This is a genomic window from Streptomyces sp. NPDC041970, from assembly GCF_055588985.1.
Genome location: NZ_JBVJCD010000011.1, coordinates 123,489 through 139,316, shown reverse-complemented (window position 1 = coordinate 139,316; position 15,828 = coordinate 123,489). Strand labels below are relative to the sequence as shown.

Sequence of the window (15,828 nt, the reverse complement as noted above, 5' to 3'; positions counted from 1 at the left end):
TTGCCTACGCTGGGACCGTCCCGTCGTACCCGGCGGGCGCGCGACGACAGCTCCGGCGCCCCGCCGCGTTGCCGGAGCGTCCGCGTACGACCCCGTATGCCGGACGTGCCCGCGCCGTGCGACGCACCGCCTCCCGCGGCCGCGCGCCGTTTCGCCGGGCGCCTCGGGCCGGCTCCGCGGCAGCCGGGGGCGGCGACGGGGGAGATCGATGACGCCAGGGAGAGGTGACGCAGGTGGTGACGCTCAGGGCCCCGAACGCTCAGGACCGTGTGGCCCTCGCCGAGATCGAGCTGTGCGGCGAGCTGATGATCGCCGCTTCGGCCGCGGGTGAGGAGCGCCTCAGCCCGGACCGGATCGACGAGGTCCTCAACGTCCGGGACGACGTGGCCGACGCTCCGGGTGACGACTCCTGGGCGGCGGTGGTCCCCCGGCAGGCCGCCCGCCGCAGGTGACGCGCGACCCGCGGCACGGCCCCGCGAACCGGGCGCCGGGCGGGCTGCCGCACCCGGCACCGGGGACCAGGGGGCAGAACCGGCCACTTCCAGCCACGCGCCGTGGCGGCCTCGACCTCCGGGTCCGCGCGGCCGTCCCGCTCCGTCCCGCGGCCGTGACCGGCGCCGGGGGTCAGGTGCGCAGCAGGCGGGCGATCGCCTTCGTGGCCTCTTCGACCTTCGCGTCGATCTCCTGACCGCCCTTGACCGCCGCGTCGGCGACGCAGTGGCGCAGGTGCTCCTCCAGCAGTTGGAGCGCGAAGGACTGCAGGGCCTTCGTGGAGGCCGAGACCTGGGTGAGTATGTCGATGCAGTAGACGTCCTCGTCGACCATGCGCTGGAGGCCGCGGATCTGGCCCTCGATCCGGCGCAGCCGCTTGAGGTGTTCGTCCTTCTGGTGGTGGTAGCCGTGGATGCCGCGGTCGTGGTCGGTGACGACCTCCGCGGCGGTCGCCGCCGGGTCCGGGGCCGCCGTGCCCGCCGATTCCGTGCCCGTGGTCCCGGTCGTGGTCATGTGCGTCCTCCGTCTGTCCCTACGTGGCCCCGCGCCGGCGCCGCGTCGTGCGGCGGTGCTCCGTCGCGCCCCGTGCCCCTGATACCCCTGCCGGGTATATCGTACCGAATCCCGCCGAAACGTGATCGGGGGTCCGTGCTGATCACTGTGCCCGATGGGCGACACTGAAGAACGCCGGTTAGCCGTGGCCGGATGATGCGCCTAGCATCAGCCTGACCGAACCCAATGCATCCGAGGACCCCACGTGCGCTTTCGTCTGACCCCCAGGGAGACGAGCTTCTACGACATGTTCTCCGCGTCCGCGGACAACATTGTCACGGGCTCGAAACTCCTGATGGAACTGCTCGGGGCGGATTCTGCCTCCCGAGTCGAGATCGCGGAGCGGATGCGGGCAGCGGAGCACGCGGGGGACGACGCCACCCACGCGATCTTCCACCAGCTCAACTCCTCCTTCATCACGCCGTTCGACCGCGAGGACATCTACAACCTGGCGTCCTCGCTCGACGACATCATGGACTTCATGGAGGAGGCCGTCGACCTGGTCGTCCTCTACCAGGTCCAGGAGCTGCCCAAGGGCGTCGAGCAGCAGATCGAGGTGCTGGCCCGCGCGGCGGAGCTGACCGCCGAGGCCATGCCGGGGCTGCGGACCATGGACAACCTCACCGAGTACTGGATCGAGGTCAACCGCCTGGAGAACCAGGCCGACCAGATCCACCGCAAGCTGCTCGCCCACCTCTTCAACGGCAAGTACGACGCCATGGAGGTGCTGAAGCTCAAGCAGATCGTGGATGTGCTGGAGGAGGCGGCCGACGCGTTCGAGCACGTCGCCAACACGGTGGAGACCATCGCGGTCAAGGAGTCCTGAACCTCGTGGACACCTTTGCGCTGATCGTGACCATCGGCGTCGCGCTCGGCTTCACGTATACGAACGGCTTCCACGACTCCGCGAACGCCATCGCCACCTCGGTCTCCACGCGGGCGCTGACCCCGCGGGCGGCGCTGGCGATGGCCGCGGTGATGAACCTGGCCGGGGCGTTCCTGGGCCAGGGGGTCGCCAAGACCGTCAGCGAGGGGCTCATCGCCACGCCCGTGGGGCAGAAGGGGATGGGCATCCTGTTCGCGGCGCTGGTCGGCGCGATCATCTGGAACCTCGTCACCTGGTACTTCGGCCTCCCCTCCTCCTCCTCGCACGCCCTGTTCGGCGGCATGGTCGGGGCGGCGCTGGCCGGCGGGACGGACGTGATCTGGTCCGGCGTGCTGGAGAAGATCGTCATCCCGATGTTCGTCTCCCCGGTCATCGGGCTGGTCGTCGGCTACCTGGTGATGGTCGGCATCATGTGGATGTTCCGGAAGGCCAACCCGCACAAGGCCAAGCGCGGCTTCCGGATCGCGCAGACGGTCTCGGCGGCGGGCATGGCGCTCGGCCACGGCCTCCAGGACGCGCAGAAGACGATGGGCATCGTGGTGATGGCCCTGGTCATCGCCGACGTCGAGGGCCCCAACGACGAGATCCCGGTCTGGGTCAAGATCGCCTGTGCGCTGATGCTCTCCCTCGGTACGTACGCGGGCGGCTGGCGCATCATGCGGACGCTCGGCCGCAAGATCATCGAGCTGGACCCGCCGCAGGGCTTCGCGGCGGAGACCACCGGCGCGTCGATCATGTTCGGCTCGGCGTTCCTGTTCCACGCGCCGATCTCGACCACGCACGTCATCACCTCCGCGATCATGGGCGTCGGCGCCACGAAGCGGGTCAACGCCGTGCGCTGGGGCGTCGCCAAGAACATCATCCTGGGCTGGTTCATCACCATGCCGGCCGCGGCGCTGGTCGCCGCGCTGAGTTACGGAGCCGTCTTCCTGCTCTTCGGCTGAGCCTCCCCGTACCGGAGCGATGCGCTCCGGGTGACACGTGTGGGTCCGCCCCCGCCCTCGTACGAGAGCGGGGGCGGACCCGTTGCGCCTTGTGGTGGCACCGCCATGCAGCACCGCAAGGCCGTTCCGGGGAGGCCGGGGCCGGTCCGGCCGGGGGTGTCCCCGGCCGGAGGGCCGCTCAGCCGAAGCGGCCGGAGATGTAGTCCTCCGTGGCCTGGACCGACGGGTTGGAGAAGATCCGCTCCGTCTCGTCGATCTCGATGAGCCGGCCGGGCTTGCCGACCGCCGCGAGGTTGAAGAACGCGGTGCGGTCGGAGACGCGGGCGGCCTGCTGCATGTTGTGCGTCACGATGACGATCGTGAAGCGCTCCTTCAGCTCGCCGATCAGGTCCTCGATGGCGAGGGTGGAGATCGGGTCCAGCGCCGAGCACGGCTCGTCCATCAGCAGGACGTCCGGCTCGACCGCGATGGCGCGGGCGATGCACAGGCGCTGCTGCTGGCCGCCGGAGAGGCCGGAGCCGGGCTTGTTGAGCCGGTCCTTGACCTCGTTCCAGAGGTTCGCGCCGCGCAGGGACTTCTCCACGACGTCGTTGAGCTGGCTCTTGCGGTAGCTGCCGTTCAGCCGCAGGCCCGCCGCCACGTTGTCGAAGATCGACATGGTGGGGAACGGGTTCGGGCGCTGGAAGACCATGCCGACCGTACGGCGCACGGTGACCGGGTCGACGTTCGAGCCGTAGAGGTTCTCGTCGTCCAGGAGCACCTTGCCCTCGACGCGGCCGCCGGGGGTGACCTCGTGCATCCGGTTCAGGGTGCGCAGGAAGGTGGACTTGCCGCAGCCGGACGGGCCGATGAAGGCGGTCACGGAGCGGGGCTCCACGGTCATCGAGATGTCCTCGATGGCCTTGTGGCTGCCGTAGTAGGCGGTGAGGCCGCTGATGTCGATGCGCTTGGCCATGGGAATCACTGCTTCTTTCGGGAGGTCGCTGTGGCCGCGTCAGCGACCGGTCTTCGGGGCCTTCCAGCGGGCGATGCCGCGGGCCACCAGATTCAGGATCATGACGAAGGCGATCAGCACCAGGGCGGCGGCCCAGGCGCGGTCGTAGGACGCTGCCTCGCCGACCTTGTACTGCTCGTAGATGTAGAACGGCAGTGAGGACTGGGCGCCTTCGAAGGGGTTCGTGTTGATCAACTGGCTGCCGAAGACCAGGAGCATGATCGGCGCGGTCTCGCCGGCGATGCGCGCGATGGCGAGCATGACGCCGGTGGTGATGCCGCCGATCGCGGTGGGCAGGACCACCTTCAGGATCGTGCGCCACTTCGGGATGCCGAGGGCGAGGGAGGCCTCGCGCAGCTCGTTGGGGACGAGCTTGAGCATCTCCTCGGTGGAGCGGACCACGACCGGGATCATCAGGATCGTCAGGGCGAGCGAGCCCATCAGGCCGGACGGCTCCAGCTCCGCGATCAGCATGATCGACAGGATGAAGAGGCCGGCCACGATCGACGGGATGCCCGTCATCACGTCGACGAAGAACGTGACGGCCTTGGCGAGCGAGCCCTTGCCGTACTCGACGAGGTAGACGGCGGTCAGCAGGCCGAGCGGGGCGGAGATCACCGTGGCGATGCCGACCTGCTCCAGGGTGCCGATCAGCGCGTGGTAGACGCCGCCGCTGGCCTCGGAGCCGAGGACCCCGGCCATCGAGTGGGTGAGGAAGTAGCCGTCGAGGCGCTCGGCGCCGCGGGTGGCGGTCGTCCACAGCAGCGAGGCCAGCGGGACGACGGCGACCAGGAAGCAGACCCACATGACGCTGGTGGCGAGGCGGTCCTTGGCCTGGCGCTGGTTCTCCACCACGGTGGTGGTGACGTAGGAGACGACCACGAAGAGCAGGGCGGCGATGATGCCCCACTGCACGCGGCTGTGCCAGCCGGCGGCGGTGCTGATGCCGACGGCGAGCGCGATCGACACGGCGGCGAAGCCGACCGGGGCCAGGCGGGGCAGCGAGCGGCTGCTGAGGCTGGACTTCGGTGCGGGGCCGGCGGGCGGCGTCGGGCGCTCGATGACGCCGGTGGGTGCGTGGCTCATGCGTTGGCCCCCGAGTACTCCTTGCGGCGGGCGATGATGAGCCGGGCCGCGCCGTTGACCAGCAGGGTGAGGACGAAGAGGACGAGACCGGAGGCGATCAGGGCGTCCCGCCCGAACGCGTCGGCCTCGCCGAACTTGGCGGCGATGTTCTGGGCGAACGTGCCGCCGCCGGGGTTGAGCACGTGCAGCGAGATGAGGAAGCTCGGGGAGAGGACCGTGGCGACGGCCATCGTCTCGCCGAGCGCCCGGCCCAGGCCGAGCATCGAGGCGGAGATGATGCCGGAGCGGCCGAAGGGCAGCACCGAGAGGCGGATGACCTCCCAGCGGGTGGCGCCGAGCGCGAGCGCGGCCTCCTCGTTCATCTTCGGGACCTGGAGGAAGACCTCGCGGCTGACGCTGGTCACGATCGGCAGGATCATGATCGCGAGCAGGATGCCGACGGTGAAGAGCGAGCGGGCGACGCCGACCTCGGTCTTCTCGAAGATGTACGTCCAGCCGAAGAACTGGTCGAGCCAGAGGTTGAGGCCCTCCAGGTACGGCACCAGGACGAGGGCGCCCCAGATGCCGTAGACGATGCTCGGCACGGCGGCGAGCAGGTCGATGACGTACGCGATGGGGGCGGCCAGCTTGCGCGGCGCGTAGTGCGAGATGAACAGGGCGATGCCGACAGCGATCGGAACCGCGATGGCCATCGCGATGATCGAGCTGACGACGGTGCCGAAGAGCAGGACCGCGATGCCGAAGACCGGCGGGTCGCCGGCCGGGTTCCAGTCGAAGGTGGTGAGGAAGTTGCCCTCGTTCTTCGATATGGCTATCGCGGAGCGGTAGCTGAGGAACACGGCGATCGACGCCATGATCACGAGCAGCAGGATGCCCGAACCGCGGGAGAGGCCCACGAAGATCTTGTCGCCCGCGCGGCCGGTGGACCGGGGGGGCTGTGGCGGGTCCGCCGGTACCGGCGGGGCCGGTGGCGTGTCTGTCGATGTGGTGGAAGCCATGGTCTTTCCGGTCTGTGTGGGGGAGCCGGGGGCTCCCCTGGCGGCGGTGCACCGGATGGGGATGGGGGGTGGCGGGCCGGTCCGGAGGGGTGCGCCGGGCCGGCCTGCCGGTGCTGCGTTGCGCCGGCGGCGCGAAGCCGGGGGCCCGCCGGGCGCCGAGGCGTCCGGCAGGCCCGGTCGGCTAGGAGAGCGCGGTGATGGTCTCGCGGACCTTCGCGTTGATCTCGGCCGGGATCGGGGCGTAGCCGGCGTCGGTCAGGATCTTCTGACCCGCGTCGGAGGCGGTGTAGCTGAGGAAGGACTTGACCGTGTCGAGCGTCTCGGGCTTGTTGCCGCTGTCGCAGACGACCTCGTACGTCACCAGGACGATCGGGTAGGCGCCCTCGGCCTTGGTGGTGTAGTCGAGGTCGAGCGCCAGGTCCTTGCCGGTGCCCTTGATCTTGGCGGCGGCGATGGCCTTGGAGGCGTTCTCCGAGGTGGCCTTCACGGGGGCGGTGCCGCCCGTGTTGATGTCCACGGTGGGGATCTGCTGCGACTTGGCGTAGGAGAGCTCGAAGTAGCCGATCGCGCCGTCGACCTGCTTCACCTGGGCGGCGACGCCGGAGGAGCCGGACGCGGCCTGGCCGCCGGGGGCGGGCCACTTCTTCTCGGCCTCGTACTTCCAGTCCTTCGGCGCGGCGGCGCTGAGGTACTTGCCGAGGTTCTGCGTGGTGCCGGAGTCCTCGGAGCGGTGGAAGGGCTGGATCGGCTTGTCCGGGAGCTTGGCGCCCTCGTTGAGCTTGGCGATCGCCGGGTCGTTCCACTTCTTGATCTTCGTGTCGAAGATCTTGGCGAGGGTCGACGCGTCCAGCGTGAGGCTGTCGACGCCCTCCAGGTGGAAGCCGATCGCGACCGGGCCGCCGACCATCGGGAGGTTGATGCCCTGGCCGGTCTTGCACATCTTCTTCGAGTCGGCGACCTCTTCGGGCTTCAGCGCCGAGTCGGAGCCGGCGAAGCCGACGGTGCCCTGGTTGAAGGCGACGATGCCCTCACCGGAGGACGAGGAGTTGTAGTTGATCTCCACGCCGGAACAGGCGGCCATGTAGTTCTTGACCCAGAGGTCCATGGCGTTCTTCTGCGCGCTGGAGCCGGAGGCGCGGAGCTGGCCCTTGGCCTTGCCGCAGTCGACGTCGGAGGCCGCGGTGGTCTTGCCGCCGGTGCCGGCCGTGCCGCCGTCGCTGTTGTCGTCCGAACCGCACGCCGTGAGGACCAGGGCGCCGGAGACGGCGAGGGCACCGAGCGCGGTGGCACGAAGCCGGTTCTTGCGCTGAAGCTTCACTTTTCGGGTGTTTCCTTCCAGGAGCCGCCGGGTCTGCTCGTTCTGCGGCGGCGTGCGATGAGGAACGATGCTTCGGCCGGACGCCGCACACCGTGTACGTCCGAAATTAGGCAGAACAGGTGAAGCCGCCTACGGGGGAGGATGAACGGCGGGTGAACCGTATCGGGCAGGCGCGTGCGTCGCCCCAGCTCGTCAGGGAGCGGCGAGGGTCGCCAGCAGGGCGGTGAGCTGGGCGTGGTCGCGCGGCTGGGTGAGGCGGGCGCGGGCGGCCTCGGGCGGCAGCCACAGGAGGCGGTCCACCTCGCGGTTGGCGGTGAACGAGCCGCCCGTCGCACGGGCGGCCCAGTAGGCGACCTCCTTGGGGCGGCCGTCCACCAGGTAGTGGGCGGTGGGGAGCCGCGCGCCGGGGGCGCAGTGGTGGCCGGTCTCCTCCAGCACCTCGCGCACCGCCCCGGCCAGCGGGTCCTCGCCCCGCTTCAGCTTGCCCTTGGGGAAGGACCAGTCGTCGTACCGGGGCCGGTGGACCAGGCAGACCTCGATGCCGCCGCCGTCCGGGGCGCGCCGCCACAGCACGCACCCGGCGGCGCGCACGGTCCCGCCCCCGGCCCCGGTCCGGGTCATGGCGCCACGGCGGCCGCCGTGTACGGCCAGCTCTCCCGGAACACCGCGCGGGCCGCCCCCACCTCGTGCCGCTGGTCGGCGTGGAGCACCCCGAGGGCGTACGCCGTGGCCGGGGCGATCCGGGGGGTGCGGGCCGCGGCCGCCGCCGCGGAGGCGGCCTCCACCGCGTCCCGGTGCAGGTCGAGGGCGCGCCCCGCACCGGCCAGGGCCGGGTCGGAGGCGCCGAGGACGACCTCGTGGGCGTACCGGTGCAGGCGCAGCAGCAGGCGGGCCTGGTGCCAGGGGCCGTCCTGGGCCTCGTTGTACGGCCGGGCCGCCCCGTCGGGCGGGAGGGCGGCGATCGCGGCGAGGAGGCGCTGCTCGGCGCGTTCGGCGGGCTCCAGGAGCGCCTGCGCGGTGCGGTGCGGGGCGTCGGGGGAGAGCGGTACGTCGGAGGCCAGCAGCGCGACGGCGTCGGCGACCGCGTGGAAGCGGGAGGAGCCGAGGGCCTGGAGCGCGGCGGAGTGGGCGCGGGTCCGGGCGAGGGTGAGGCGGCGGTCGAGCAGGGCCGCGGCCCGTGCCGCCCCGACGCCGAGCGCGGCGCGGCCCTGGGCGTCGGCGGTGTCGCGGGCGCCCCTGGCCGCGGGGAGGGAGGCCCCCGAGAGGTGGTGGAGGGCCTCGACGAGCCGGGTGAGGCGGCCGGCGTAGGCGTGCTCGCGGGCGAGGACGCCGGAGAGCCAGACCAGCTCCGCGCGGACCTGGTCGGCCCAGAGCGGGTCGAGCGCGCAGCGGAAGGTGTGCAGGGTGCCGCTGATCCGCCGGGCCGCGCGGCGCAGCGCGCGGGTGGCGGCCTCGGCGTTGTGGCCGCCGGCGTCGGAGGGGGCGCTGTGCTCGTGGAGCAGGCGCAGGCTGCGCAGGAACTCCGCGGCCTGTTCCCGGAGGTAGGGGGCGAGGGCGGCCTCCGCGGTCGGCTCCCCGGCGGTTCCGGCCCGCTCGTACCGCTCCGGGAGCTCCTGCCGTTCCCGCCGCTCCGCGAGGCCGGTGGGGCGTGCGGTCCGCGCGGGCGCTCTGCCGGCGGGGCGTACGGCGGGGTCCGCGAGGCGGACGTGGGGGGTCGCCGCGGCGGCGGGCGCGCCCGGAGCGGGGTCCGGGGGCGCGTCCGTCGTCGGCCTGGTCGTCGTCTGCTGGTCAGGGCGTCGCACGCCGGCGCCTCCGGGCGTCAATGAGCATTTCCTGGACGTGCCGCAGCGGCTGGCCGTCCGCGTCCGTGGCGTGCCGGGTCCAGTTCCCGTCGGGGCCCAGGCGCCAGGAGGCGGTGGTGTCGGCCATGCCGGTCTCCAGGAGTCGGCTGAGTGCGGCGCGGTGGGCGGGGTCGGTGACCCGGACCAGTGCTTCGATCCGGCGGTCGAGGTTGCGGTGCATCATGTCGGCGCTGCCGAACCACACCTCGGGCTCGCCTCCGTTGCCGAAGGAGAAGATCCGGGAGTGTTCGAGGAAGCGGCCCAGTATCGAGCGGACCCGGATGTTCTCGGAGAGCCCGGTGACGCCGGGGCGCAGCGCGCAGATCCCGCGCACCCAGATGTCGACGGGGACGCCGGCCTGGGCCGCCCGGTAGCAGGCGTCGATGATCGCCTCGTCGACCATCGAGTTGACCTTGAACCGCACGTAGGCGGGGCGGCCGGCGCGGTGGTGGACGACCTCCTTGTCGATGCGGGCGATCAGCCCGTCCCGCAGCGACTTCGGGGCGACCAGGAGGCGGCGGTAGGTCTCGCGGCGGGAGTATCCGGAGAGCCGGTTGAACAGGTCGGAGAGGTCGGCCCCGACCTGCGGGTCGGCGGTGAGCAGGCCGAGGTCCTCGTACAGCCGGGCGGTCTTGGGGTGGTAGTTGCCGGTGCCGACGTGGGAGTAGCGGCGCAGCGTGTCGCCCTCCTGGCGGACGACGAGCGAGAGCTTGCAGTGGGTCTTCAGCCCGACCAGCCCGTACACGACGTGGCAGCCGGCCTCCTCCAGCTTGCGGGCCCACTTGATGTTGGCCTGCTCGTCGAAGCGGGCCTTGATCTCGACGAGGACGAGGACCTGCTTGCCGGACTCGGCGGCGTCGATGAGGGCGTCCACTATCGGGGAGTCGCCGGAGGTGCGGTAGAGCGTCTGCTTGATCGCCAGCACGTCCGGGTCGCCCGCCGCCTGCTCCAGGAACGCCTGGACGGAGGTGGAGAACGAGTCGTACGGGTGGTGGAGCAGGACGTCGCGCTCGCGCAGGGCGGCGAAGACGTCGGGTGCGGAGGCGGACTCGACCTCGGCCAGGTCGCGGTGGGTGCCGGCGATGAACTTGGGGTACTTCAGCTCGGGCCGGTCCAGCGAGGCGATGGCGAACAGCCCGGTCAGGTCGAGCGGTCCGGGCAGCGGGTAGACCTCCGCGTCGGACACCTTGAGCTCGCGGACCAGCAGGTCCAGCACGTACGGGTCGATGGACTCCTCGACCTCCAGGCGGACCGGCGGGCCGAAGCGGCGCCGCATCAGCTCCTTCTCCAGGGCCTGGAGGAGGTTCTCGGTGTCGTCCTCCTCGACCTCCAGGTCCTCGTTCCTGGTGACCCGGAACATGTGGTGCGCCAGCACCTCCATGCCGGGGAACAGCTCCTCCAGGTGGGCCGCGATGACGTCCTCGATGGGCACGTACCGCTGGGGCGACGCCTCCAGGAAGCGGGTCAGCAGCGGCGGGACCTTGACGCGGGCGAAGTGGCGGTGGCCGCTGACCGGGTTGCGGACGACGACGGCGAGGTTGAGGGAGAGCCCGGAGATGTACGGGAAGGGGTGCGCGGGGTCGACGGCCAGCGGGGTGAGGACCGGGAAGACGCGCTGGCGGAAGAAGGTGAACAGGCGGGCCTGCTCCTTCTCGGTCAGGTCCGGCCAGCGGATGAGCTGGACGCCCTCGTCGGAGAGGGCGGGGGCGATGTCCTGCTGGAAGCAGGCGGCGTGCCGGGCCATGAGCTCGCGCGAGCGGGTCCAGATCAGGTCCAGCACCTCGCGGGGCTGGAGGCCGGAGGCGGAGCGGGTGGCGACGCCGGTGGCGATGCGGCGCTTGAGGCCGGCCACCCGGACCATGAAGAACTCGTCGAGGTTCGAGGCGAAGATGGCGAGGAAGTTGGCCCGTTCCAGGACCGGGGTCGTCGGGTCCTCGGCCAGCTCCAGGACGCGTTCGTTGAAGGCGAGCCAACTGCGTTCGCGGTCCAGGAAGCGGCCCTGGGGCAGCTCGTCGCCGTCCCGGTCGGGCTCGTAGGCGTCCGCGTCGCCGTCGAGGTCGGGATCGAGGTCGGGGGCCGTCGAGAGGCCGGCCCCGGCCGAGGAGGGGGTGGCCACGGCGTGCGGCCGGTGCGCGGCGAGGGAGCCGACGGACGGCTGGGCGGGCTGGAGCGGGACCTCGGAGCTGGGCTGCTGGCTCATGGACCCATTGTTCCGCGCGGAGGGCCCCTGGGGCGCGTCGGAGCCGGGAACGGTCGCGGAAGGCCCGGAGAACCCGGAGTCACGGCCGGGGTCGCCGGGGGCGGGGCGCCCGTGGGCCTTCCCCCCGGCTCTCCCCTGGCGGCGGGGGGCGGGCACGGCTGGCTGCATTCCGTGAGCGTCGCAAGGGCGTCTTAATGGCTGGTAACGGCGACATGTCGTCCAGGAAGCGGTGTGCCTGCGGATGGGGCGCGCGCCCCCCGGTGCGCGCACGCCGTCCGGGCTCTCCCGGTGGCGGGCGCGGCGGGTCGCGCGCCGGTGGTGCGCCCCCGGTGGCGCGGTGCGGCGACGGGGCCGCGACGCAGCAGGAGCGGCGTCATGTGACGCCGCTCCTGCGGGAGTTCGTAGGACGGTAGGGCGGAACCGGTAGGGCCCGGCCCGGTGTGTCAGGAGTGTGCCGCGCGTTGGGCGCGCAGTTCCTCGTTGATGCGCTGCGCCTCTTCGAGCTGGTCCTCAAGGATGACAATGCGACAGGCGTCCTCGATCTTGGTGCCCTGGTCGACGAGTTCGCGGGCGCGGGCGGCGACGCGCAGTTGGTAGCGGGAGTAGCGGCGGTGGCCGCCCTCGGAGCGCAGCGGGGTGATCAGGCGGTTCTCGCCGAGCGCGCGGAGGAAGGCGGGGGAGGCGCCGAGCATGTCTGCGGCGCGGCCCATGGTGTAGGCGGGATAGTCGTCGTCGTCGAGGTTGTCGACGGGGCGGGTACTGCGAGGGGGCATAGCACCTTCTCTTCCGGGGACACGTCGGGGGGCCCGAGTGCCGTACGGCACTCGGGCCCCGAGCTTTCAACACCATCTGCCGGCTGACCGCGCCGGCCTTCTTGTTCCGCCGGTCCGCCCCGGAGGGCGGGAGAGCGGGGATCGCGGATGCGTGACCGGGGACCACCTTCCGTTCTGGGGCCTGCGGTGTCCCGAGCGGAGTCTTCCTCGCTCAGGCGATCCTGATGGCGTCTGCTCCTTACCTTGTTCGATCCTGCTGATCTTGCTACTGCGGGTACTGCGGGTGGTGCTACTTCGGATACTGCGGTGTTGCTGGTGACACGGGTACTGCTCGCGGCCCCGAGGGCCGCTCGGCCCGGCGGTCAGCGGGGGAACCCATCGGTTCCGGCTCCCTCGCTCCACCGCCGTTCCGCTTACTGCTCTGACCTGCTCGCACGGCAGTTCATGTCTGCCGTGCCCTCTTTTCTGTCCGGCTACGAGAAAACAGTAACCCCACGCGCAGTCGGATGTCTACTTCAGCCACGACAGATTTTCCTCCGGGGCCGCGAGGGGTCTTCTGCCGCGCCGACGCGCGGGAAGCTGTCCCGGCCGGGCCGGGAACCGCCGGTCCGCCGCCCCGCGACGCGCCTCTCGGGACTCCGTGCGGTGGATCAGGACTCCGTGCGGTACATGAGGTCCACCTCGTGCGTGGTGAAGCCCATCCGCTCGTACACCGCCACGGCCGCCGTGTTGTCCGCGTCCACGTAGAGCATCGCGGTGGGCAGCCCCTCGGACGCCAGGTGGTGCAGGCCGATCGAGGTGAGCGCCTTGCCGAGGCCGCCGCCCTGCGCCTCGGGGCGGACGCCGACCACGTACACCTCGCCGAGCCGCTCCTCGGCGTGCACCTTCGTCCAGTGGAAGCCGACGATCTCCCCGTCCCGCTCGGCCAGGAAGAACCCCTTCGGGTCGAACCAGGGCTCCGCCGCGCGGTCGTCCAGGTCCTGCTGGGTCAGCGCGCCCTGCTCGGGGTGGTGGGCGAAGGCGGCGCGGTTGACCGCGAGCCAGGCGGCGTCGTCCTCGCCGGGCGTGAAGGTCCGCACCGTGACGCCCGGAGGCAGCACCGGCTCCGGGAGGTCGAGCGGGACCAGGCTCCGCCGGAGCTGGCGCAGCTCGCGGAAGAGGGAGAGGCCGAGGACCTGGGCCAGGTGGCGGGCGGCGGAGCTGCCGCCGTGCGCCCAGACCCGCAGCCGCTTGCCGGTCGCGGCGAGGAGTGCGGCGCCCAGCGCCCGGCCGTGCCCGTTGCCGCGCCGGCCGGGGTGGACGACCAGCTCGGCGGCGGGGGCCTCGACCGGGTCGGCGTCCTCCAGTTGGGCGTATCCGGTGAGCGTGCCGTCGACGGTGAGCAGGAAGTGCCGTACGCCGTCGCGGTGTCCGCCCCGGATGCGGAGCCGGCCCTGCTCGGATACGGCCTGCCGGCCGTCGAAGCGCGCTGCCGCGTCCAGCAGGGCGAGGACGGCGTCGGCCCGGGCGGGGTCGAGCGCGTCGACGGTCTGGATCTCGCGTCCGGGGGAGGGGAGGGGTACGTCAGTCGTCATGCCTTCGAGCGTACGGCGGAGGGGGGCGCGGCAGGAGGGGAAGGGGTCCGGCCGGGGGCGGTGGTTCCGCCCCGTTGACGATCCCTGCGGCCGATGGGCGATGTGGGCCGATATGAACCACTGCTGACGCGCCATTTGGCCGGATGGCAACCAGTCCGTAACCCCGAACACCTGTCGCGCTACGCGCGTTGACCCTAGGCTGCGGCACGCAGGATCTCAGACGTGACACCAGTGACACCACAAGGGGACCGATGCCAGCGAACCCGCAGAAGAACCGTACGCCCCGGCGGGTGCTCGCCGCCGCGGCCGGTCTGGCCACCGTGGGCGCGCTCGTCGCCGCGATGCCGGCCGACGCCCGGAGCCAGAGCCAGGGCCACGGCCACCAGCCGGCCACCGTCGACGTGCAGTTGCTGTCCTTCAACGACCTGCACGGCAACCTGGAGCCCCCGGCGGGTTCGGCCGGCGCGGTCTCCGAGCGGCAGCCCGACGGCTCGGTGAAGGCGATCCCGGCCGGCGGCGTGGAGTACCTGGCGACCGCGCTGCGCTCCGCGCGCCGGGGGAACCCGTACTCCGTCACGGCGGCCGGCGGCGACATGGTCGGCGGGAGCCCGCTGCTGTCGGGCCTCTTCCACGACGAGCCGACGATCGAGGCGCTGAACGGCCTGGACCTCGACGTCTCGGCGGTCGGCAACCACGAGTTCGACGAGGGCGCGGTGGAGCTGGCCCGCCTCCAGAACGGCGGCTGCCACCCGGTCGAGGGCTGCTACGAGAAGGGCGAGAAGTTCCGGGGTGCGGACTTCCCCTACCTCGCGGCCAACGTGACCGAGGAGCGGACCGGCAAGCCGCTGCTCAAGCCGTACACCGTCTGGAAGAAGAACGGCGTCCGGATCGGCTTCATCGGCGTGACCCTGGAGGGCACGCCGGACATCGTCACCGCCGCGGGCGTCAAGGGCCTGGCGTTCCACGACGAGGTCGAGACGATCAACAAGTACGCCAAGGAGCTGGAGCGCCAGGGCGTCAAGTCGATCGTGGCGCTGATCCACGAGGGCGGGGCCCCGGCCTCGGCCGCGTACAACGACGACTGCGACAGCCCCGGCGCGGGCGGCGGCATCTCCGGGCCGATCGTCGACATCGCCAAGGGCATCACCCCGCAGGTGGACGCCCTGGTCACCGGCCACACCCACCAGGCGTACGTGTGCACCGTCCCGGACCCCGCGGGCAACCCGCGCATGGTCACCTCGGCCTCGTCGTTCGGCAAGGTGTACACCGACACCACGCTCACCTACGACCGCCGCACCAAGGACATCGTGCGTACGTCGGTGGAGTCCGCGAACCACGTGGTCACCCGCGACCGGCCCAGGGCCACCGACATGACGCGCCTGATCGAGCGCTGGAACAAGCTGGCCGCTCCGGTCGCCGGCCGGCCGCAGGGCTGGATCAGCGCCGACATCGAGGGCCGCGGTTCGACGGCTCTGGAGAAGCCGCTGGGCAACCTCATCGCCGACGCCCAGCGCGAAGGGCTCGCCCCGGCCGACAAGGGCGGCGCGGAGGTCGCGTTCATGAATCCGGGCGGCATCCGCGCGGACCTGGTGCACAAGGCGTCCGGCAGCGAGGGCGACGGGGTCGTCACGTACGGCGAGGCGTTCACCGTGCAGCCGTTCACCAACATGATGAACGTCGTCGACCTGACCGGCGCCCACCTGATCGCCGCTCTCCAGCAGCAGGTCAGCGGCGCCAACGAGGCCGGTCCGAAGATCCTCCAGGTCTCGAAGGGCCTCACCTACACGCTCGACCTGACGAAGACGGGCGCGGCCCGCGTGGTCACCGACACGATCCGGCTCAACGGCGCGCCGATCGACCCGGCCCGCACCTACCGCGTCGCGATGAACGAGTTCCTCGCGGGCGGCGGCGACGGCTTCCCGGCGCTCGGCAAGGGCACGAACAAGCTGGTCGGCGCGTCCGACCTGGACGTGTTCAACGCCTACCTGGCGGCCCACTCGACGGCCTCGGCCCCGCTGGCCCCGCCGGCCACGGACCGGATCACGGTCATCCGGTAGGCGCGTCACGCGCGAAGGGGGAGGGGGGGGGGGGGGGGGGGGGGGGGGGGGGGGGGGACGCCCCCCCCCCCCCCCCCCCCCCCCCCTCCCCCCTTCCCCCCACCAACCCCCAT

The 15,828-nt window shown here is 71.8% G+C and carries 14 protein-coding genes; 4 read left to right on the top strand and 10 right to left on the bottom strand.

Annotation, left to right across the window (positions count from 1 at the left end):
• The first annotated feature begins 224 nt into the window (after positions 1-224).
• On the top strand, positions 225-452 hold the full coding sequence (locus tag ACZ6EJ_RS09115) for a hypothetical protein (protein ID WP_469265618.1): 228 nt from the start codon (positions 225-227) through the stop codon (positions 450-452).
• Between the two features lie 172 nt (positions 453-624).
• Here ACZ6EJ_RS09115 and ACZ6EJ_RS09110 read toward each other — a convergent pair whose 3' ends face one another.
• Complete coding sequence (locus ACZ6EJ_RS09110) at positions 625-1,005, bottom strand: metal-sensitive transcriptional regulator (RefSeq protein ID WP_469265616.1); 381 nt, start codon at positions 1,003-1,005, stop codon at positions 625-627.
• Positions 1,006-1,249: 244 nt separating this feature from the next.
• Here ACZ6EJ_RS09110 and ACZ6EJ_RS09105 point away from each other — a divergent pair, with 244 nt between their 5' ends.
• Both ACZ6EJ_RS09105 and ACZ6EJ_RS09100 read left to right on the top strand, forming a co-directional pair.
• Positions 1,250-1,870 carry a DUF47 domain-containing protein gene (locus ACZ6EJ_RS09105; RefSeq protein WP_003968094.1) on the top strand — a complete coding sequence of 207 codons (621 nt, stop codon included), beginning with the start codon at positions 1,250-1,252 and terminating at the stop codon, positions 1,868-1,870.
• Between the two features lie 5 nt (positions 1,871-1,875).
• A complete protein-coding gene (locus ACZ6EJ_RS09100; protein ID WP_469265614.1) occupies positions 1,876-2,874 on the top strand; it encodes an inorganic phosphate transporter in 999 nt (332 codons plus the stop codon).
• Positions 2,875-3,052: 178 nt separating this feature from the next.
• Here the strand turns inward: ACZ6EJ_RS09100 and pstB are convergent, their stop codons facing one another.
• The 9 genes from pstB to mshD all read right to left on the bottom strand — a co-directional run bounded on the left by pstB (position 3,053) and on the right by mshD (position 13,658).
• Positions 3,053-3,829 carry a phosphate ABC transporter ATP-binding protein PstB gene (gene pstB / locus ACZ6EJ_RS09095; protein WP_469265612.1) on the bottom strand — a complete coding sequence of 259 codons (777 nt, stop codon included), beginning with the start codon at positions 3,827-3,829 and terminating at the stop codon, positions 3,053-3,055.
• 39 nt (positions 3,830-3,868) lie between these two features.
• Entirely contained in the window at positions 3,869-4,954 is a 1,086-nt protein-coding gene (gene pstA, locus ACZ6EJ_RS09090; RefSeq protein WP_469265610.1) for a phosphate ABC transporter permease PstA, read from the bottom strand.
• Entirely contained in the window at positions 4,951-5,952 is a 1,002-nt protein-coding gene (gene pstC / locus ACZ6EJ_RS09085) for a phosphate ABC transporter permease subunit PstC (RefSeq protein WP_469265609.1), read from the bottom strand. Before pstC ends, pstA begins: the two co-directional genes overlap by 4 nt.
• A gap of 181 nt (positions 5,953-6,133) precedes the next feature.
• Positions 6,134-7,270: a phosphate ABC transporter substrate-binding protein PstS gene (gene pstS / locus ACZ6EJ_RS09080; protein WP_469265607.1), complete on the bottom strand. Its 1,137-nt coding sequence runs from the start codon at positions 7,268-7,270 to the stop codon at positions 6,134-6,136.
• A gap of 192 nt (positions 7,271-7,462) precedes the next feature.
• Positions 7,463-7,891 carry an NUDIX hydrolase gene (locus tag ACZ6EJ_RS09075; protein WP_469265606.1) on the bottom strand — a complete coding sequence of 143 codons (429 nt, stop codon included), beginning with the start codon at positions 7,889-7,891 and terminating at the stop codon, positions 7,463-7,465.
• Positions 7,888-9,072 (bottom strand): CHAD domain-containing protein, encoded by a 1,185-nt coding sequence (locus ACZ6EJ_RS09070; protein WP_469265605.1) that lies wholly within the window; start codon positions 9,070-9,072, stop codon positions 7,888-7,890. The genes ACZ6EJ_RS09075 and ACZ6EJ_RS09070 overlap by 4 nt, the downstream gene beginning before the upstream one ends.
• Positions 9,059-11,311, bottom strand: a complete 2,253-nt coding sequence (locus tag ACZ6EJ_RS09065) for an RNA degradosome polyphosphate kinase (RefSeq protein WP_469265604.1) — start codon at positions 11,309-11,311, stop codon at positions 9,059-9,061. Before ACZ6EJ_RS09065 ends, ACZ6EJ_RS09070 begins: the two co-directional genes overlap by 14 nt.
• A gap of 443 nt (positions 11,312-11,754) precedes the next feature.
• Entirely contained in the window at positions 11,755-12,084 is a 330-nt protein-coding gene (locus tag ACZ6EJ_RS09060; RefSeq protein ID WP_469265603.1) for a MerR family transcriptional regulator, read from the bottom strand.
• A gap of 650 nt (positions 12,085-12,734) precedes the next feature.
• Positions 12,735-13,658: a mycothiol synthase gene (gene mshD / locus ACZ6EJ_RS09055; RefSeq protein ID WP_469265602.1), complete on the bottom strand. Its 924-nt coding sequence runs from the start codon at positions 13,656-13,658 to the stop codon at positions 12,735-12,737.
• 251 nt (positions 13,659-13,909) lie between these two features.
• Between mshD and ACZ6EJ_RS09050 the strand changes: the two genes are divergently transcribed.
• Positions 13,910-15,715 (top strand): bifunctional metallophosphatase/5'-nucleotidase, encoded by a 1,806-nt coding sequence (locus ACZ6EJ_RS09050; protein ID WP_469265601.1) that lies wholly within the window; start codon positions 13,910-13,912, stop codon positions 15,713-15,715.
• The last annotated feature ends 113 nt before the right edge of the window (positions 15,716-15,828 follow it).